18 protein-coding genes are annotated in these 18,416 nt (G+C 62.4%); 11 read left to right on the forward strand and 7 right to left on the reverse strand.

Annotated elements, in window-relative coordinates; all coding sequences use genetic code 11:
• The 10 genes from SGJ19_15545 to SGJ19_15590 form a co-directional block, all read left to right on the forward strand.
• On the forward strand, nt 1-341 hold a 341-nt coding region (locus SGJ19_15545), incomplete at its 5' end, for a hypothetical protein (protein ID MDZ4781665.1).
• A 169-nt stretch (nt 342-510) separates the two neighbouring features.
• Nucleotides 511-2,358 (forward strand): D-glycero-beta-D-manno-heptose 1-phosphate adenylyltransferase, encoded by a 1,848-nt coding sequence (gene rfaE2 / locus SGJ19_15550; protein ID MDZ4781666.1) that lies wholly within the window; start codon nt 511-513, stop codon nt 2,356-2,358.
• A gap of 187 nt (nt 2,359-2,545) precedes the next feature.
• Nucleotides 2,546-3,598: a lipopolysaccharide heptosyltransferase II gene (gene waaF, locus SGJ19_15555; GenBank protein ID MDZ4781667.1), complete on the forward strand. Its 1,053-nt coding sequence runs from the start codon at nt 2,546-2,548 to the stop codon at nt 3,596-3,598.
• 31 nt (nt 3,599-3,629) lie between these two features.
• Nucleotides 3,630-3,992: a cupin domain-containing protein gene (locus SGJ19_15560; GenBank protein MDZ4781668.1), complete on the forward strand. Its 363-nt coding sequence runs from the start codon at nt 3,630-3,632 to the stop codon at nt 3,990-3,992.
• 54 nt (nt 3,993-4,046) lie between these two features.
• Nucleotides 4,047-4,913, forward strand: a complete 867-nt coding sequence (locus tag SGJ19_15565; protein MDZ4781669.1) for an NAD(P)H-hydrate dehydratase — start codon at nt 4,047-4,049, stop codon at nt 4,911-4,913.
• 135 nt (nt 4,914-5,048) lie between these two features.
• On the forward strand, nt 5,049-6,068 hold the full coding sequence (locus tag SGJ19_15570; protein MDZ4781670.1) for a PstS family phosphate ABC transporter substrate-binding protein: 1,020 nt from the start codon (nt 5,049-5,051) through the stop codon (nt 6,066-6,068).
• Nucleotides 6,069-6,121: 53 nt separating this feature from the next.
• A complete protein-coding gene (gene pstC / locus SGJ19_15575) occupies nt 6,122-7,027 on the forward strand; it encodes a phosphate ABC transporter permease subunit PstC (protein ID MDZ4781671.1) in 906 nt (301 codons plus the stop codon).
• A gap of 56 nt (nt 7,028-7,083) precedes the next feature.
• Nucleotides 7,084-7,998, forward strand: a complete 915-nt coding sequence (pstA, locus tag SGJ19_15580; protein MDZ4781672.1) for a phosphate ABC transporter permease PstA — start codon at nt 7,084-7,086, stop codon at nt 7,996-7,998.
• A 13-nt stretch (nt 7,999-8,011) separates the two neighbouring features.
• Complete coding sequence (gene pstB, locus SGJ19_15585; GenBank protein MDZ4781673.1) at nt 8,012-8,890, forward strand: phosphate ABC transporter ATP-binding protein PstB; 879 nt, start codon at nt 8,012-8,014, stop codon at nt 8,888-8,890.
• A 183-nt stretch (nt 8,891-9,073) separates the two neighbouring features.
• Nucleotides 9,074-10,159 carry an acyltransferase gene (locus SGJ19_15590; GenBank protein ID MDZ4781674.1) on the forward strand — a complete coding sequence of 362 codons (1,086 nt, stop codon included), beginning with the start codon at nt 9,074-9,076 and terminating at the stop codon, nt 10,157-10,159.
• Here SGJ19_15590 and SGJ19_15595 read toward each other — a convergent pair.
• The 4 genes from SGJ19_15595 to cls all read right to left on the reverse strand — a co-directional run bounded on the left by SGJ19_15595 (nt 10,121) and on the right by cls (nt 14,267).
• Entirely contained in the window at nt 10,121-11,227 is a 1,107-nt protein-coding gene (locus SGJ19_15595) for a glycosyltransferase family 2 protein (protein ID MDZ4781675.1), read from the reverse strand. The two genes, SGJ19_15590 and SGJ19_15595, sit on opposite strands and share 39 nt — an antisense overlap.
• Nucleotides 11,228-11,268: 41 nt before the next feature.
• Nucleotides 11,269-11,457, reverse strand: coding sequence for a FeoB-associated Cys-rich membrane protein (locus SGJ19_15600; GenBank protein MDZ4781676.1), 189 nt, complete (start codon nt 11,455-11,457; stop codon nt 11,269-11,271).
• 76 nt (nt 11,458-11,533) lie between these two features.
• A complete protein-coding gene (locus SGJ19_15605) occupies nt 11,534-12,571 on the reverse strand; it encodes an ROK family protein (protein ID MDZ4781677.1) in 1,038 nt (345 codons plus the stop codon).
• Between the two features lie 256 nt (nt 12,572-12,827).
• Nucleotides 12,828-14,267, reverse strand: coding sequence for a cardiolipin synthase (cls, locus tag SGJ19_15610; protein MDZ4781678.1), 1,440 nt, complete (start codon nt 14,265-14,267; stop codon nt 12,828-12,830).
• Between the two features lie 75 nt (nt 14,268-14,342).
• Here cls and SGJ19_15615 point away from each other — a divergent pair, with 75 nt between their 5' ends.
• Entirely contained in the window at nt 14,343-15,125 is a 783-nt protein-coding gene (locus SGJ19_15615) for a HisA/HisF-related TIM barrel protein (protein MDZ4781679.1), read from the forward strand.
• A gap of 21 nt (nt 15,126-15,146) precedes the next feature.
• On the opposite strand, the gene SGJ19_15620 is transcribed toward SGJ19_15615, so the two are convergent.
• The 3 genes from SGJ19_15620 to SGJ19_15630 all read right to left on the reverse strand — a co-directional run.
• The gene (locus SGJ19_15620) at nt 15,147-16,364 is read right to left on the reverse strand and encodes a PQQ-binding-like beta-propeller repeat protein (GenBank protein MDZ4781680.1); all 1,218 of its coding nucleotides are present in this window, start codon (nt 16,362-16,364) and stop codon (nt 15,147-15,149) included.
• A gap of 188 nt (nt 16,365-16,552) precedes the next feature.
• Nucleotides 16,553-18,058 (reverse strand): alpha/beta hydrolase-fold protein, encoded by a 1,506-nt coding sequence (locus tag SGJ19_15625; GenBank protein ID MDZ4781681.1) that lies wholly within the window; start codon nt 18,056-18,058, stop codon nt 16,553-16,555.
• Nucleotides 18,059-18,130: 72 nt separating this feature from the next.
• Nucleotides 18,131-18,416, reverse strand: a 286-nt coding sequence (locus tag SGJ19_15630) for a hypothetical protein (protein MDZ4781682.1), incomplete at its 5' end; no start/stop codon positions are given.

The following is an 18,416-nucleotide window of genomic DNA, read 5'->3' on the forward strand; positions in this document are numbered from 1 at the left end:
CCGGAGAAACCCCGGCCGCCGCCGAGGCCGCCGAGCGACTGATGAACGATCTGCCCGGCAGGTCCGCCGACAACTACTACTACTGGTACTACGGCACGCTGGCGATGCATCAGCTCGGCGGACAATCTTGGGAAACCTGGAACCGCGCGTTGCAAACGCGGCTACTGGCCGGTCAGACGGCCTCGGGCCCGTACGCCGGAAGCTGGAATCCGGACGCCGTCTGGGGTGGACACGGCGGCCGCATCTACAGCACGGCCTTGGCCACGCTGAGCTTGGAGGTCTACTACCGCTACCTCCCGATGGTCGACGAAACGGCCGCCAAGTCGCGCCGTGTGAAGTGATTGGCGATTGAAATCGGGCCACGGGGTTCGGGATAATCGAATCGCCAACCGCCCCGTTCGCGCCGTTGGCCTAACTTCTCAGCGTCGATCTTGGTCGATCTCGCCAATGCCGGTATGCTCTGCCTCGCAGCACGATGCTGCCTTTTCACCGCTGGCAGGGAAGCCAACCATGCGTAACGAAGCGTCGGAACATTTGCTCGACGTGTTTGATCGCCTCGGACGCCCGCGAATGCTCGTCGTGGGGGATCTAATTCTTGACCGGTATACCTGGGGGAATGCCGAGCGGGTCAGCCAGGAGGCCCCGGTGATCTTGCTGCGCGCCGATCGGCGCGAACAGCGTCTCGGCGGCGCAGCGAACGTCTGTCAAATGCTCCGCGGACTCGAAGCGGAAGTCGCTTGCGTCGGCGTCGTGGGCGATGACAACGCCGGTCGCCAACTGCGCGAACTGCTGGCCGCGACCGGCATCGACGTGGCGGGCCTGGTCATCGATCCCGAACGCCCAACGACGGAAAAAGAGCGCTTTATCGGCCGCGCCGCGAATCGCCACGGCCACCAGATTCTCCGTGTCGACACGGAAGAACGCGCCGCCGTCGAGGGGCACGTGGAACGCGCTTTAATCGAACAGCTGGAACGCCTTTGCGAAGCGGACGTCTCGCGTTGGTCGTCCGACGAGCACGACTACACGCTGGCCGACGAGTTGCCGTCGTACCCGGATTTCCCGGAGACGACGCCGTCGGAGTCGTATCGCGAAACGATTGTGCCAATCACCAGCGACTGGCGCAACGCTTTGGCGACGCAATCGGTGATCGCCGAACATGGCGACGTGATGCCGCAACCGGAAGACGCACAAGTTTGCCCATTCGACGCGATTCTGGTTTCCGACTACGACAAAGGCGTCTGCACGCCCGCCGTGATGCGTGCCGTGACGGCGCTCGGGCGCAAGTTGGGCGTGCCGGTCGTGGTTGATCCAGGGCGCGGCGTCGATTGGTCGAAGTACCGCGGCGCCACGGCGATCAAGGCGAACCGCGTCGAAGCGGAACTGGCCGTGGAGCGCAAATTTCAACTCCGCGCGGCCAAACACGGCGAGCATGGGCCGCTGCAATTAGAAGATCCGTTCGACGCGGGCGTTTGGCTCTGCCGCGAATTGGAGCTCGGCCTCGTGGTGATCACGCTCGACCGCGACGGCGCGGTGCTGGTCGAATCGAACGCGCACGGTCGGCCAGGTCGTCGCGCCGACGACTTCTTCCGCGAACATTTTGCCACCCGCGCGCGCGACGTCTACGACATCACCGGCGCAGGCGACATGGTGCTGGCCATGATCGGCGTGGCGCTCGCGGCCAACGTTTCTGCGGCGGACGCCGTGCGGCTCGGCAATGTCGCGGGTGGACTGGAAGTCGAAAAGGAAGGGGTCGTCGTCATTCCCCGCGCGGAGATTCGCCAGGACCTGCTTGTCGAACTTGGCGCACCGCCGGCGGAAGCTGGCAAGATCCTGCCACTCGATCGACTGGCGGCCCAGATCGCCGAACATCGCGCTGCCGGCCAACGCGTCGTGTTCACGAACGGCTGCTTCGACCTGTTGCACGTGGGCCACATCACGTCGCTGGAAGAAGCCGCGTCGCAGGGAGAGATCCTGGTCGTCGCCGTGAACAGCGATAGCAGCGTACGGAAGTTGAAAGGTTCAGGACGCCCGTTGATCGCCGAGCAAGATCGCGCGCGGATGTTGGCGGCGCTTAGCGTCGTCGACTACGTGCTGATCTTCAACGAAGACACGCCGCTGCAAGCCATCCGTAGGCTGCGGCCGCACGTGCTCGTTAAAGGGGGCACGTACGCGCCAGGCCAAGTCGTCGGCCAGGATTTCGTCGAATCGTATGGCGGCCGCCTGTACCTGTCGCGTATGGTCGACGGCATCTCCACGACCAATCTCGTCAACTCAATCCACGGCATGAACGGCCCGCACTACTTACGCCGCGGCATCGCGGGACTATCGCGCGAAGAGCTGGATATTACGAAAGACTAGTGCGGAATGTCGAATGACGAAATCCGAATGACGAAAGAAGCTCGAATGACTGAATGTCGAATGAAGGAGTTGGATCAATTGCAACTCATTCGACATTCAAGCATTCAGTTTTGATTCGTCATTCGGATTTCGTCATTCGACATTCCGCCTCTGCGGTTCAGAACAATTTCCCTTTCGCCTACCAACCATGAACATCGCCGTTTTTTTGCCGAACTGGGTGGGCGACGTCGTGATGGCCACGCCGGCGCTACGGGCGTTGCGAAATCACTTTGCCGATGCGCATTTGATCGGAGTATTGCGGCCGTATGTGGCGGACGTGTTGGCGGGAACGCAGTTTCTCGACGAGCAGTTATTTTACGATCCCCGCGCGCGGGAACGTGCGCTTGGCAGTTGGTCGCTGATTCGCCGGCTGCGTTCGCGACGTCCGGACATGGCGGTGTTGTTGACGAATTCGCTGCGCACCGGAATGCTCGCCTGGGCGTCCGGCGCGAAGCGCCGCATCGGCTACGCGCGTTATGGCCGCGGGCCGTTGTTGACCGACAAGCTGTATCACCGCCGCGAAGACGGCAAATACATTCCGAGCCCTGTGCTGGACGATTATCTACGTCTCACCGCCGCGGCCGGTTGTCCGTCGGAATCGCCGCGCATGGATCTCGCGACGACGCTCGATGATGAGCGCGCGGCCGCGGCCGTCTGGCGCAGGTTGGCTCTGCCGGATGGAAACCGCGTCGTGGTGTTCAACTCCGGCGGCGCGTTCGGCGCAGCCAAACTTTGGCCGACCGAATACTTCGCCGAGCTGGCGGCGCGCGTGGCCAACGACCTGGGCTACCACGTGCTGGTCGTCTGCGGTCCCAGTGAGCGCAAGGTGGCGGCGTCGATTGTCGCACAGTCTGGCCATCCGCGGGTGAAGAGTCTGGCGGAAGAGCCGCTTTCGATCGGCTTGACGAAGGCCTGCATTCGCCGTAGCCGGTTGATGATCAGCACCGATAGCGGCCCGCGCCATTTCGCCGCGGCCTTCGATGTGCCGGTGATCAGCCTGTTTGGCCCGACGCATATCGCCTGGAGCGAAAACCATTACCCGCGCAGCGTTCACTTGCAGCAAGACGTCCCCTGCGGACCGTGCCAGGAGCGCGTCTGCCCGTTGCGGAAACATTATTGCATGCGCGAACTAACGGTCGATCGCGTCTACGCGGCGGTGGCGGCGCAACTGACCGAGGCGCGCCCCGCGAAGGCGGCGTAGGGATTACACGAATTGACGGACAACTCAAGTCATGCCCACACACATTGCGTCTCCGAAGATCATTTCCGCCGCTGGGAATAAGCCGAAGACGATCGCCGAGTTCGTCGGGCGAGTAAACTCATCTACGTCCGCGGTCAGCATTGCGCAGATGAAAAGTCCGCCGGGCTGGGAAGAGCCTGGGCAACGACCGGAGTTCGACGAATACACCGTCGTGCTGCGCGGCATGTTGCGCGTCGAGCATGAGCAAGGCGTGACGGACGTGGAGGCAGGGCAGGCGATCATCACGCATCGCGGCGAATGGGTCCGCTATAGCTCGCCCGGCGCGGAAGGGGCGGAGTACATCGCCGTTTGCTTGCCGGCGTTCAGCCCCGACACGGTCCATCGCGACGCGTAGTTTCCTTTCGCCGAGCGAAAGGAGACAATGAGGGCAGCACAGGAGCTTGCCCGAATGTCGACGTCACTGCCGCAACTTGCGCCGCGTGATCCGGAATCCCATAAAGGGGACTACGGCCGATTGCTATTGATCGGTGGTTCGCGCGGCATGAGCGGCGCGATTGCCTTGGCCGGCCTGGCGGCGGTTCGCTCCGGTGCAGGCCTAGTGCGATTGGCGACGCCGGATGTTTCTCTCGACGCCGTCGCCGCGCAGTTTCCGGCCTACATGACGTTAGCGCTTCCGAGCGATCGCCACGGCCGGATCGCGCGTACGGCTTGGGACGCACTGCATCGTGCCATCGAGCAAGTGAACGTGGTCGCCATTGGACCTGGTCTCGGCAGATCGCTCGGCCTCGGCTGGCTGGTGGATCGGCTCTATCGCGAAGTGGCGTTGCCGATGGTGGTCGACGCCGACGCGTTGAATGCCCTCGCGGATCGCGGAACGCCGCTCGCTGAACACTCCGGACCGCGGATTCTCACGCCGCACTCTGGGGAGTTCCGCCGTTTGGTTCCCAATTCCTCCAATGACCGTGCTGAGCAAGAATCGCAGGCCATTGAACTGGCCCGGTCGGCTGGCATCGTGCTGGTTCTGAAGGGCCACCACACTTTGGTGACCGATGGAAAAATGTCCTTCCACAACACGACCGGCAACCCCGGTATGGCCACGGGAGGCAGCGGCGACGTGCTTACCGGCGTCATTACCGCCCTGCTGGGCCAGGGTTTGACGCCGCTGGACGCCGCGCGGCTCGGCGTCTATCTCCACGGCGCCGCCGGTGATATTGCGGCCGATGTCTACGGCGAGGTTTCCCTCACCCCCCTCGATATCGTGGAATCGCTCTCGATCACCATTCAGAACGTCTCGTTGCCCGACGACCCCGTCTGAACCGCCTCATGGTCCCACTGTTAGCCCGGGCATACCGATTCCTAGCCGGGTCTTAACCGTTTCTGAACATTTGCCCGTTATGGTGAAAGGCGTCTCTGGGGAAATTGCGCGCCTACCTGCTGGATGCAACAAATCATGCGACGCCTATCGCTGTGGCTGGTGTTGGTGGGATCACTGGGAGTGGTAGCTGGTTGCGGTGACGGTTCCGGTGCGTCGGGAGAGCCGACGCTCGTGCAAATCGACGGTTCCAGCACCGTCTTCCCGGTGAGCGAGGCGGTTGCCGAGGAATTCCAGAACTCACAGGCCGGCAAGGTCAATGTGACCGTCGGCAACTCTGGAACCGGCGGCGGCTTCAAGAAATTCTTCCGCGGTGAGACCGATGTTTCGAACGCCTCGCGCCCCATCCTGAAAGAGGAGATGGAAGTCGCGAAGCAGAACAACATCGAATACATCGAATTGCCGATCTGCTTCGACGCGCTGACGATCGTCGTTCACAAGGACAACGACTGGGTCGACTCGATCACGGTCGATGAATTGAAGAAGATGTGGGAGCCGGGCGCCACGGGTCAGGTGACGCAATGGAGCCAGGTCCGCGAAGGCTGGCCCAGCGAGAAGTTCGCGCTCTTCGGGGCCGGTTCCGATTCCGGGACGTTCGATTACTTCACCGAAGCCGTCAATGGCAAGGCGAAGGTCAGCCGCGGCGACTACACAGCCAGCGAAGACGACAACACGTTGGTGCAAGGCGTGGCCGGCAATAAGTACGCCTTGGGCTACATCCCATTCGCCTACTACGAGCCGAACAAAGATAAGCTCAAAGCGGTACCGGTCAGTTGGTCGAAGAACTCCACAACGGAGCCGGTGATGCCAAGCATGGAAAACGTGCTGGCGGGCATCTACAACCCGTTGTCGCGCCCGTTGTTCGTGTATGTGAACAAGAAGTCGGCGGATAAGCCGGAAGTGAAGGCGTATGTCGAATTCTTGATCGAAAACGTGGGCACGTTGGCCAAGGACGTGAAATACCTGCCGCTGCCGGAGGCGGCGTACACGATGGCGAAGGAACGCTTCGAAAAACGCGTCACGGGCAGCGTGTTCGGCGGCGTGCCCGAGGTGGGCGTCAAGGTCGAGGACCTCTTGGCACGAGAAGCTGTCCAGTAGGCAACGCGGCGTGACGCAATTCGGACCCGAGCGGGTCTAGTCGGAGCAACGAAGTGAGTAGGCCCAACCCGTCGCTCATCTGGTGGCGAAGGCGCCGCGAGTGGACGATCGAATCGCTGCTCTGCCTGGCCGCGGTTTCCTCGGTGCTGATCACCGCGGGGATCGTCGGCATTTTGATGGTCGAGTCCGCGCGGTTTTTTCAGGTCGTGTCGTTGGGCGACTTTCTGACCGACACGATGTGGACGCCGCTCTTCGAGCCGCCGCGTTACGGCATCATGTCGCTCCTCTCCGGCACGCTGGTTACCACGGCCGTCGCGCTGGCCGTGGCCATGCCGGCGGGGACGATCATCGCCGCTTATCTAAGTGAATTCGCGCCGCATCGCGTGCGCGAATGCGTCAAGCCGGTGCTGGAATTGCTAAGCGCGGTGCCGACCGTGGTGTTCGGCTACTTCGCGCTCTTGTTCGTGGCGCCGCTGCTGCAAAAGATCATGCCCAACTTGCCAACGTTCAACATGCTGAGCGCCGGCATCGTGATGGGCATTATGATCATTCCGTATATCAGTTCGCTCTCGGAAGATGCGATGCGGGCCGTGCCAATGATCTTGCGCGAAGGCGCGTACGGCCTCGGGGCGAATCGTGTCATCACCGTGTTTCGCGTGGTCTTTCCGGCGGCGTTCTCCGGCATCGTGGCGTCATACGTGTTGGCCATTTCTCGCGCGATCGGCGAAACCATGATCGTCGCCATCGCCGCGGGGCAGCAACCCAATCTAACCTTGAATCCGACAGAACCAGCCGCCACCGTGACCGCGTTTATTGTGCAAGTCTGCCTCGGAGACTTGCCGCACGACAGCATTGGCTACAAATCGATCTTCGCGGCCGGGTTTACACTATTCCTGATGACGCTGGGCTTCAACATTATCGGCCACCTGATGCGGCGCCGTTTCCGGGAGGCGTACTAATGGAGGTCTCGCGCTTGCGGCGAAAGTGCGCTCACCCTTGGTTTCAGTTGCGTCAGCTGTTCGGCGTCAATACACCACGACTTCGTCGGATCGTCGCCAAACGGTGGCTCGAGGACGTCTTGTTTTCGTTGGCCGGGGCGGTCTGCACATTGATTGGACTAGTGACGCTGGGCGCGCTGTTTTATAACCTGATGCACGACGGCTTACATCGGCTGGACTGGTCGTTACTCGCTTCGTTTCCCTCGCGCTTCGCCGAACGCGCCGGTGTGCTCTCCGCCTGGGTCGGTTCGTTGTTGATTATGCTGGTTACGACGCTGTCGGCGATTCCGCTGGGTGTCGCGGCCGGCGTGTATCTGGAGGAATACGGCAAGAAGAACTGGCGCACCACGTTGATCGAGTTGAATATCGCCAACCTCGCCGGCGTGCCTTCGATTATCTACGGGCTGATGGCGCTCGGGCTGTTCGTCTACATGCTCGGGCTGGGACGCAGCATCCTCGCCGGTGGCTTGACGTTGGCGTGTCTAATCCTGCCAATCATCATCGTCGCCACGCGCGAAGCGTTGCGGTCGATTCCGCAGGAGATTCGCGAAGCTGCCTATGGCATGGGCGCTTCGAAATGGCAGGTGATTTGGCATCACTTGTTGCCATACTCCACCGGCGGCATTTCCACCGGCATCATCATCGGTCTCTCGCGCGCCATCGGCGAGACCGCGCCGCTGATCACGATCGGCGCGCTGACGTTTATCGCCTTTTTGCCATTCAACTCCGCCAGCGAACTGGTGACGCTCCGTTGGCTCGACAATCAATTCACGGTACTTCCAATTCAGATGTTCAATTGGGTCTCCCGCCCGGGCGTGGAATTCCAGGCCAATGCCGCCGCCGCGGGGCTGTTGTTGATTGCGATCACCTTGTCGATGAACGCCGTGGCGATCGTCGTGCGATATCGCATGCGAAAACGAATCAAATGGTAAGAGATTCGCTATCATGAGCACTGCTTTCTCCGAATTGCCGGCGAACCCGCCTTCTATGCCAAGCGAACAACGAGCCCGGCCGACGGAACATCGCCCCGTGGCGACGGCCGAGACGTCTGCGCCGCCCGCGGCCCCGTCGGTCAAGGCGGAGGTGCGCGACCTGAGCTTCTATTACGGCAACGTCCGCGCGCTGAAGAATATCAACTTGCAGTTCCTGGAGCGTCAGGTCACTGCCATCATCGGACCTTCCGGATGCGGCAAGTCGACGTTGCTCCGCTGCTTCAACCGGATGCATGACTTGTATCCCGGCAATCGCTATGAAGGCCAGATCCTGCTTCAGCCGGACGGCGTGAACATCGTTTCGCCGGACGTGGATCCGATCGAAATGCGGATGCGGATCAGCATGGTCTTTCAGAAGCCGAACCCGTTTCCCAAATCGATCTTCGAGAATGTCGCCTTCGGCCTGCGCTTGCGCGGCGAGCACAAGGCGACGATCAATGCTAAGATCGAGCAAGCGCTCCGCTCCGCGGCGCTCTGGGACGAAGTGAAAGATCGGCTCCATCAGCCGGCGTACAAACTTTCTGGGGGGCAGCAACAGCGGCTTTGCATTGCGCGGTCGTTGGCGACCGACCCGGAAATCCTGCTGCTCGACGAACCGACCTCGGCCCTCGACCCGGTCGCGACTTCGAAGATCGAAGAACTGGTCGCCGAGTTGCGCGACTACGTCACGATCATTGTCGTCACGCACAATATGCAGCAGGCCGCGCGGATCTCCGACTATACGGTCTTCCTCTACATCGGCGAACTGGTCGAAGTCGATCGCACGGAACATATCTTCAAGAACCCCGCCAACAAGTTGACGCAAAGTTATATCACCGGGAGCTTTGGGTAGGGCTGGGGGAAGTTGGAAGTTTTCAGTGTTCAGTTTTCAGTGCCGCTGATCTTGGCTTTTGGTCGCTGGCGCACGTCCTATTTTGCGACCTACACTTCTCAGGGCGGTTCCTCCGCCGGGCGCGGCTGCGCGCTTTTGGAGTCGTCTCCGCATCTTCCCTCCAGGCGTCCTGAGATCTTCGCGGTGAACGCTATTTCCTCACCTCAGCCAGCCGTGCGGATTCGTGAGTTGGATGGGCTCCGCGGGCTGGCGGCGTTGAGCGTGGTGTTCTTTCATTTCACGTTGCGCTACGGACAGCTCTTCGGTGCGCCCGACGGACTGTGGTTCGACTTTCCGCGGGGCGACTACGGCGTTCAATTGTTCTTCATGATCAGCGGCTTCGTCATTTTCATGACGCTGGACCGCACGCGGACGGCCACCGACTTTGTCGTCGCCCGTTTCGCACGGTTGTATCCGGCGTATTGGGCGGCGATGCTGCTGACGTTTACGGTAGTCTCGCTGTTCGGACTGCCGGGACAAGAGGTCGGCCTGCGCGATTTCGTCGTGAATCTCACGATGGTGCAGTCGCTCCTGCACGTCCCGCACGTAGACGGGGCCTATTGGTCGCTACAGGCGGAGATTCTGTTCTACGCCGCGATGTTATCGCTGTGGCGATTCGGTTGGCTGTCCAACGCGATTCGCACGCTATCCATGTGGCTGGCCCTGGCGGTCGCCGTGCAACTCGCGGCGTGGTGGCTGCCGGAGCGGCTCGCCGGCGCGCTCGGGCCGGTGCTCACGCTCGGCAGTTTGCGCTTCATCCATCTCTTCATCATCGGGATGGCGCTGTATCAGCAGCGCGGCGTGGTGGCGATCGATCCCGGCTGGCTGCTGCTGGTCGTCGCTTGTTGGTTCTGGCACGCACTGGTCGACGCTCCCGCCGGCGCGTCGCTCGTGGCGGCCTTCACGGTCGTGATGTACCTGGCGACCGCCGGGCAACTCCCCTGGCTCGCGAGCCGGCCGCTCGCGTACCTCGGCGGCATCTCCTATACGCTATATCTCGTGCATCAAAACGTCGGCTACGTGATCATCCGCACGTTGAACCGTTGGGGCCTGAACGCCAACGTGAGCTTATTACTGGCCGTCGGTTGCGTGGTCGGACTGGCGATCGCCCTCTCGCGTTTCATGGAACGCCCCGCGCTGGCCATCATCAAATCGCGTTATGCCGCCTGGCAAGCGGCGCCGCGTCGGCCGCTACGGCTGCCGAAGCGCCGACGCTCGGTCGGGTGCTAAGTCGCTTTGCGCCGCGGCTTGCGTGGTGGTTCGTCGGCGGAAATACGGCTTGAGCCAACCGTGTTCCATGACCTTGAGCAAACTCTCGACGGCAACGGCGGCGTTCCTTTGAAGTGAGGCGCGCTCGCGCAAGATGCGCGGCAATCCTCGCAGCGCATCCCTTTTGCTGTGTAGGATCACGCGGCCGCGCCCTCGAAGTGCGAACCAGAGAACTGTCGCCAGGTTCCACGCCAAATGCTGCGGCAGATGACGCCACAGCAGCCGTGCGGGCGTGTTGCGAAAGAAGGTCCAGACCAGATTGCGATGTCCGTGGTAGATGGCGAAATCGCTCCGCGGACCGCTCGATGCGCCGCCGACGTGCCGAGCGACGGCGCGCGGTACGTGCCAGATCCGATGGCCGCCCAAACGCAGTCGATAGCTCAGATCGACGTCTTCGAAGTAACAGAAGAACGACTCGTCGAAGCCGCCCGCTTCCAATACAGCGTCGCGACGATACAACGCCGCCGCCGCGCAGGCGGAGAAGACTTCGCGCGGCCCCCGCGCTTCGCCGAGCGAATGTTCGGCCGCGATTTGCCCGTGTCCTGCGCGCCAGGCGGCGCCGCAGACATGATAAACGTCGCCCGCACCGTCCAGCCGGCCGGTGTCGCGCGCGGAAATCAACTGGCTCGATAGCGCCGCGCAGTCGGGCAACGACTCGGCAGCCGACAGCATCCGCGCGAGCCAATGCCGGCCCGGCAGCGCATCGGAATTCAACACTGCCACCCAGCGACAATCGTCGGCCTCGCGCAGCGCCGCGTTGCAGGCCGCCGCGAAGCCGCGGTTCTGCGCAAAGCGACGGACTTCGACGCTTGGAAATCGTTCTCGAATGCCATCGCAGGAATCATCCTGGCTCGCGTTGTCGTACAGCAGAATACGCTCCGGCGCCACGCTCTGACGACACACGGCGCGCAAGCATTCCCGCAATCTTGGACCACCGTTGTAGTTGACGATGGCAATCGCGACGCCGTGAGCCACTTTGCGCGGAGCAAGCGCGGCCGACTTGGGTGCGCGAGACTTGATGAGTGGCATGGCTTCCTTTCCACGGCAACGGGCCGGGCCGCTTCAACGCCTCATGGCTTGGCGCTCGATCGCAACGCGTCCACCGTCACCACGGGCGTCTGACTCTGGCAACCTCCGCAGGCACTGCCGCAGCCGGATTTCCCGCGACCAGCGACGATCTGCCACGAACGCCAGGCCAAATGCGCCGCACACGCGGCCACGATCAGCGCGACAATCAGTTGTTGCCAAACGAGCGACATGGAGAGCGACTCAATATGACGGTTTCGGTGCCGGATTCCATTCTAGCCAATTGCCCGCCGTGCGCGCGACTCGAAACTAACAGGCGGACTCCATTATATCCGCCGCCAAGGCCAGCGCCCCGTAGACCACCATCTCCTCGCCTAATCCGGCCGGGACGATGCGATAGCGGTCGCGGAATGGCGGAAAAACGTATTGCGCCACGTGCTCGCGGACTGGGCGAAGCATTTCTTCGCCCAGGAGCGCTACGCCGCCGCCGATGACGACGACCTCGGGCGCGACCAGCGTGATGGCTTGCGCGATGCCCCAACCCAAGGCTTGCCAGGCGTGCCGGAGGATGTCGGCGGCGACGCCGTTGCCGTCGCGGGCCGCTTCCGCCACGAGTTTTCCGGTCACCGCGTCGAGTTGTCCGCCGGCGCGCGCGAGCAGGTCCGCTTCGAACTCCTCGCTGGCGGCTACCGCGGCGGAAAGGCGGCGTTCGCGTTCGGATCGATTCACCGCGCCGCTTTGAATCGAGGCGTCGAACCGTTGTGTCACCGCGCCGGAAAGCAACGCTTGCGCTTGCGCTGCGATGCCCCAGCCGCTGGCGATCGATTCGACCGTCATGTCGGGCTGGTCGGCATGCAGGCCTGGCCGTAAGTGGCCGATCTCGGCCGCGCCGCGTCCGCTGCCGGCGTGAATGTGGCCGTCGATTACCAATCCGCCACCGATGCCGCTCCCCACGGTGACATAGAACACAGGATTTGCGCCGCGTCCCGCGCCGAAGCGCGCTTCTGCGAGCGCCGCGGTGTCAGCGTCGTTGCGCAAACAGGCGGGCAATCCCAGCGTCTGCTGGCACCATTCGCCGAGCGGAAAATCTTCCCAACCGTCGATCTGATGACTCTTGATCGTACGCCCGGTCCCGACGTCGACCGGCCCGCCAAAACCGATCCCCACGCCGCGCAAAGGGAATCGCGAGGCAAACTGATCCGCGGTCGCGGCGATTTGCTCACGAATGCCAGCGGCCCCGCGCGTCGGGTCGACGGTCAGCCGCTCCAAGGCGACCGTCTGAGCGCTCCGCCCATCCCCGATGCCCAACTGCAACTTCGTCCCGCCGATTTCAATGCCGAGAAACATAGGGTGAGGCTAGCGGATGGACGCAGCGAGGTGAAGGGGCTGTTGCTGAATGACGAATTCCTAAATCCGAATGTCGAATCAAGCTCGAATGACGAATGACTGAATGGACCTCGCCTTGCCACGAATCGTTCGGCCGTGACATTCGAAATTCAAGCATTCGGCCTTCGTTCGACATTCGGATTTCGAAATTCGAAATCCCCTTCCCCCCTCCGTGTGCTCCGTGACCTCCGTGGTGAATCCCCGCGCAGGACGGCGCCTACAAGATCGGTGAGAACAGTCGACACGTGTTTTCCATCAGTTTCTGGAAGGCGCCGCGCTTGGAGAAAGTATCCAAGAGCACTTCTTCGGAGCGGCGCAGGTCGCGTTGGAAGGTTTTCGCGAGCGACGCGAGTTCCGGTTCGCTGTGGAGCACGCAGACGTTTTCGAAGTTCAGTTGCAGGCTGCGCTGGTCGAGATTCGCCGTGCCGACCCAGCCCCAGGCGTCGTCGATCAGCATCATTTTGGCGTGCATCATGCCGCGACGATACTCGTGCAGGTGAACGCCCTCTGCCAGCAGGTCGGTCCAGTAATACCGCGCGGCGTAGTCGGCCAGACGATTGTCCGATCTGCGTGGGCATATGATGTGAACTTCGACGCCACGGCGCGCCGCCAGATTGAGCGCATCGAGTATGCCCGTGTCCGGCACAAAGTACGGCGTGGCGATGCAGAGCCGCTTTTTGGCCGTGGTGAGCGCCGCGAAGATCAATTCACGCAACGTGTTGATCGTCTGATCCGGCCCGGAATCGACGACCTGAACGACGGAATCTCCCTCCCGCGCGAGCTCGGGAAAATAGCGATCGGCGTCGAGCAGCTCCTGTGCGGAAAAGTCCCAGTCTTCGGCGAACACGCTTTGCAACACTGCGACCGCGGGCCCTTCGAGCCGGACCAGGTTATCGCGCCAGTGCCGGAACCAGCGGCTCATTCCCAGGTATTCGTTGCCGATGTTCATCCCGCCCGTGAAGGCGATGCGCCCATCGACGACGACCAGTTTGCGATGGTTCCGCATATTGACCTGCAAACGCCGCCGCAACAGGCTGATGCCCAGGAACGCAGCCGAGCGCCCGCCCGCCTTATGCAACGGCCGCAGCAGCCGGCTCTTGAGCGTCCAGGAGCCCAGCGCGTCGTAGAGAAGCCGAACCTCGCAACCCTGCAGCGCCTTGCGCGTTAACAGCGCCAAGAGCTCGCGGCCGGTATCGTCAGGCTGGACGATGTAATACTCTAGATGTATATGATCTTGGGCTTCGCTGATCGCCTCCAGCAGCGCGCCATGGGCCACGCGCGTGGCGTTGTAGAGCATGACCTTATTGCCAGGCAGCGGCGGCGAGGCGCCCAGTCGGACGGCTAACTGTGCCAGGCCGCCGTAGTCGGAGAACTCGGCCGCGCGTTGCCGCTTACCGCGCTTGGCGGCGCTCGCGCGGGCCTCGAAGCGCACGCGATGGCGACGTTTGCGTTTCAACGGGCGATAGACGTGCGTGTAGCCGAAGATCAGAAACAGCAGGAAGCCGAAGATCGGCAGCAGGATCACAATCAGCGACCAGGCCAGGGCCGCGACGGTGTCGCGCTTCAGGGAGAGGATCCAGGGAATCGCTCCCAGGATGATCAGGACGTCCAGGATGAACAGCCAGGAAGCGAAATCGCGAAACGGTTCGTACCACACAAGCGACCTGGTTCCGCCGAAGGACTCCTTGCCTGACCATGCCACGCCACGCCATCTTGAGTGCTCGAAGCGGAGATGTCAAACGAAGGAACGGCGCGCGCTATGCAGATCTTGCCGGTAATCGACATCCTGCGCGGCCAGGTCGTCCGCGGCATCGCTGGGCGTCGAGAATCGTATCAGCCGATCGTGTCGCAACTCGCTCCGGATGCGCGTCCCGCGTCGATCGGCCGCGCCTTGTTCGAGCAGGGCGCAACCGATTGCTATGTCGCCGACTTGGACGCCATTGCCGGCGCAACGCCGAGTTGGAGCACTTACCATGAGTTGATCGAAATCGGTCTCCGCCTCTGGATCGACGCCGGCTGTCGCAATCGAGCGGCGGCCGCAGCGCTGGCGTCATTCGAGTACGCGGAAACTAAGTTGCAGCGCATCATCGTCGGATTGGAATCGCTGGAGTCGGTCGACGAACTAGAGACGATGCGTCCCATGATCGGCGTCGAACGACTGGTGTTCAGTCTGGATCTGCAGCTCGGCAAGCCGATCATGCAGCCAGGCGTGTGGCCTGAGCTTTCCGCCGAAACGATCGCGCACCGCGTGATCGAAGCTGGCGTGGCCGGGATGATCGTGTTGGACCTCGCGGCGGTCGGCGGCTACGGCGGCCCGGCCACTATTGGGCTCTGCGAACGATTGCGCGCTGCTTTGCCGAAACTCGAAATCATCTCCGGCGGCGGCGCGCGAAATGCCGACGACCTGCGGCGATTCGCCGCGGCTGGTTGCGACTACGCGCTCGTCGCGTCCGCCCTGCATGATGGGCGGATTCCCTTGTCCTGCCTGTCGCGCGCTCTATTGCCGTCAAACTGACAAGCGACGAGCGCGACACGACTACCTGCCGCCCAACGAGATCAAATGGCTGTCGGTGCGCAGGTAAAGCACCCCGCCGGCCACGGACGGAGTGCTGCGGCTGACTTCGCCGGTGGGATTACGGGCGACGAGGTTGAACTTTGGTCCGGCTTCCAGTACGAAGCAATCGCCGTCTTCCGCCAGGCAATACAAATAGTTGCCGACGCGAATCGGCGACCCTGAGAAATTGCCGTCGACGCGATCGCGCCATAGCACCTTGCCAACGGGGTTGATGCAGGAGATGACCCCTTTGTCTTCCCACAGAAACGCCAACTCGCCGTTGGTGACCGGCGTCGGCACGTAGGGAACTTTGCCTTCGATCCGAAAAACCTCTTCGGCCGGTTGACCGTCTGTCGGAGGACGCACGCCGACCACGTAGTTGCCACCCTGGCCCGATCCGCAACTGCCGAGAATCACGTCGCCGAACACCACCGGCGAGTTACAGGTACGGAGCTTAAAGCAGTTGTGCTCCCACAACGTACGGCCGGTGAGCGGATCCTGCCCGGTGATGCCGTGCGCCGTGCTAATGAAAATCAACTGAGGTTTGCCACCCGGACCTTGATAAACGCACGGCGTGGAATACGAGACCATGTTGGCGACGCGCGGCGTGCGCCAACGATCGCTGCCGGTCGCGGCGTCGACGGCCAGCAGAAAACTTGGCCCATCTTGCTCGTTGTTGAGAATGACCAGGTCTTCGTAGACCATCGGCGAAGTGCCGGAGCTGTGCTGTCCGGCGAAAGGACCAAGATCGCGTTGCCAAACGTCCTGGCCGTCGTGATCGAGGGCCAGCAACGTGTAATGTTCCGGCGTCGACCAGGAAAGATAGACATGATCCTGGTCGACGGCCGGCGTGCTGCTGGCAAAACTGTTCCGCGCATGTTTGTCATGCACCTCGGACGGAAAGTCTCGCTGCCAGAGAATGCGGCCATCGCTCACGGCCAGGCATAACGCATGGCGCAGCGCGGTGTGTTCATCGGCGCTGGTGATGAACACCCGGTCGCCCCAAATCACCGGCGCCGAATGTCCGATGCCCAGCAGATCGACCCGCCAATTAAAGTCGTTTTCCGTCCAGGTCGTCGGGACGGTCGAATCCTCGCTGACCCCCGCGCCGTTGGGGCCCCGGAAGCGGGTCCATTCCTGCGCCGGCGCGGACGTGACCAAGGCCAGCAGACAACACAAGGTGAGGAAGCAACGCAACATAGATCGGCCATCCCGGTTGACGAAGAACGATCGGTTGGACGCCAATTTACCCTGCCGAGAACGGGGAAGCTAGCATTCCCGTCGCGTCGCGCAAAGGAGGAATGGACCAAGCCGTGTCCCGTCACGGCGTGTGTCACAGTCTCCTTTCGCTCCGCGAAAGGAACGGCCTTTCGCGGAGCGAAAGGCGACTATGGCGCTGACGCGGCCTCTGACGCGCGAAACCGTTCCATCATCTCGCCGCGGATGCGTAGCAGCATGCCTTGCGTCAGCAGGTTGCTGTGGTCTTTTTGCGGGATGATTTCCACGACCGCGTCGCTGCCGAGTTGTGCGAGCGCCGGCTTCAACTTTTCGACGGCGCCTTGCAGGTAGAAGGTGTCCAGTTCGCCGGTGATGATGTTGAGTTTGCCCTGTAACTCAGGGCCGTTTTCCGGCCACTCGCGTTCGAGCTTGAGGCGGATGTCGTACGGCTTCCAGGCCTCGGCCGTTACCGGGTCGATCGTGCCGGTCTGGCGATTCCACAACTTGCGCGGCAGCCCCTGTTCATCGAGCGGGCTGAATACCGCTTCGAAGGAACGCAATTGCCCGCCGCGGCCGATCACGTCGTCCATCCTGGAAAAATCGTCGTACCACACGATCGGCGTTTCGCCGCGGCGCGCAATCGGGCGGCGCTGCCGCTTGGAGTCGACGTACATGTTCTGCGGCGGCCGCGCATAGAGGTCGATCTGCTGGTAGTCGCGAAAATCCACCGGATCCGGCGAAGTGCTCCAGACACCCCCGAACGTGTCAGGATACTCGACCTGCAGCCACAAGCTGGACCAGCCGCCGGAGCTGTGTCCCATCACGAAACGCGCCCCCGTTTCGGCGAACGTGCGGAACTCGTGATCGATGTGCGGGATCAATTCCGCGACGAGCGCCTGTCCGCGCGGACCGTTCGTCGCGCTATCGGCGTACACATGATGTCCCCACTGGCACTGGCCGCTGAGCGCGACCAGGATCAATGGTTCGCCTCCGGCGTCGACGAACGGGAGATAGCGCCGCGCATCGCGCTCGCTGCCGCTAAACCCGGGAATAGCGTATACGACCGGATAGTGTCGGTCTGTTTCCGTGTCGTAACCCTCCGGCAGCACGACCGCCGCACGTTCATACACGTCGCGGCCGTGGAACTTCGATAGCAGTTCGCTGCGGAGTTTAATTTCGCGAATCCGCGGGTGATCGAGCGGCGCCGGCTCCTCCACGGTATGCAACAATTCCAGTTCGATGACTTCGTCGCGCCCGCGGCGGACGTTGATCTCGTAGATGTCGCTGTAACGATTGCCCGGTCCCTTGGCGTGTTCCTGGACGTCGGGGTTCGTCGCCAAGAGCGCCTGTGCGCGGTATTCGCCGGCCGGCAACTTTGATAGCGGCGCTGGGAAGCTATCCGCCGCATCGTCGACGACGATCGAATCGCCGAGCCCCGGCGCCGCGACGTCCAGCCCGAAAAACGGTTCCGGATTAAACCAATCCGGCCCGAAACGGGGTTCCTTTTCGCCGCGCTGCGAAAGAAATAAATACAAGCGCCCGGGATTCTCGGCCGCCACGGCATCGGGCGGCATCACCACGCGGAACGTCACCGCAGCCGTGGCGAGACGCGTCCCCACGATCGTCCCAACCAGGACCAACGCGAAAGTCCAACCGCGTTTGGAGGCGAAGCGCATCGCGGTATCTAGTCCGTTGCAGTGAGATAGACACAGTCTCCTTTCGCGGAGCGAAAGGAGACTGTGACGCGTTTACTTGTGCACCGAGTCGCTCAGGCGCGAATGCCGGGTCGCGGCATGGAGGTGCGCGGGTTGCTCGACGGGCGCGTGCGGCGCGGACTGGACTTCACTCAACTTTTTTTTCCGCGCCTTTCGCTCGTCCTGCTTATTGATGCCCCAGACGAACAGGGTGCCTAGCGGACCGGCCAACAGCGCCGGCAGCATCACGAGGTTGCCGACCAGCGAAGCCGTCAACAACGTCAGCATCATCCAGCCGAAACTCTTGGTCGGCATGAACGGGCTGATCGCGAACACCGAG

The sequence above is a fragment of the Planctomycetia bacterium genome, assembly GCA_034440135.1.
Lineage (GTDB): Bacteria > Planctomycetota > Planctomycetia > Pirellulales > JALHLM01 > JALHLM01.

What these genes read in the sequence shown, in the direction of transcription:
- rfaE2 (MDZ4781666.1), top strand. Translation starts at nt 511, where the DNA reads ATGCGTAACGAAGCGTCGGAACATTTGCTCGACGTGTTTGATCGCCTC.
- waaF (MDZ4781667.1), top strand. Translation starts at nt 2,546, where the DNA reads ATGAACATCGCCGTTTTTTTGCCGAACTGGGTGGGCGACGTCGTGATG.
- SGJ19_15560 (MDZ4781668.1), top strand. Translation starts at nt 3,630, where the DNA reads ATGCCCACACACATTGCGTCTCCGAAGATCATTTCCGCCGCTGGGAAT.
- SGJ19_15565 (MDZ4781669.1), top strand. Translation starts at nt 4,047, where the DNA reads ATGTCGACGTCACTGCCGCAACTTGCGCCGCGTGATCCGGAATCCCAT.
- SGJ19_15570 (MDZ4781670.1), top strand. Translation starts at nt 5,049, where the DNA reads ATGCGACGCCTATCGCTGTGGCTGGTGTTGGTGGGATCACTGGGAGTG.
- pstB (MDZ4781673.1), top strand. Translation starts at nt 8,012, where the DNA reads ATGAGCACTGCTTTCTCCGAATTGCCGGCGAACCCGCCTTCTATGCCA.
- SGJ19_15595 (MDZ4781675.1), bottom strand. Translation starts at nt 11,227, where the DNA reads ATGCCACTCATCAAGTCTCGCGCACCCAAGTCGGCCGCGCTTGCTCCG.
- SGJ19_15600 (MDZ4781676.1), bottom strand. Translation starts at nt 11,457, where the DNA reads ATGTCGCTCGTTTGGCAACAACTGATTGTCGCGCTGATCGTGGCCGCG.
- SGJ19_15605 (MDZ4781677.1), bottom strand. Translation starts at nt 12,571, where the DNA reads ATGTTTCTCGGCATTGAAATCGGCGGGACGAAGTTGCAGTTGGGCATC.
- SGJ19_15615 (MDZ4781679.1), top strand. Translation starts at nt 14,343, where the DNA reads ATGTCAAACGAAGGAACGGCGCGCGCTATGCAGATCTTGCCGGTAATC.
- SGJ19_15620 (MDZ4781680.1), bottom strand. Translation starts at nt 16,364, where the DNA reads ATGTTGCGTTGCTTCCTCACCTTGTGTTGTCTGCTGGCCTTGGTCACG.
- SGJ19_15625 (MDZ4781681.1), bottom strand. Translation starts at nt 18,058, where the DNA reads ATGCGCTTCGCCTCCAAACGCGGTTGGACTTTCGCGTTGGTCCTGGTT.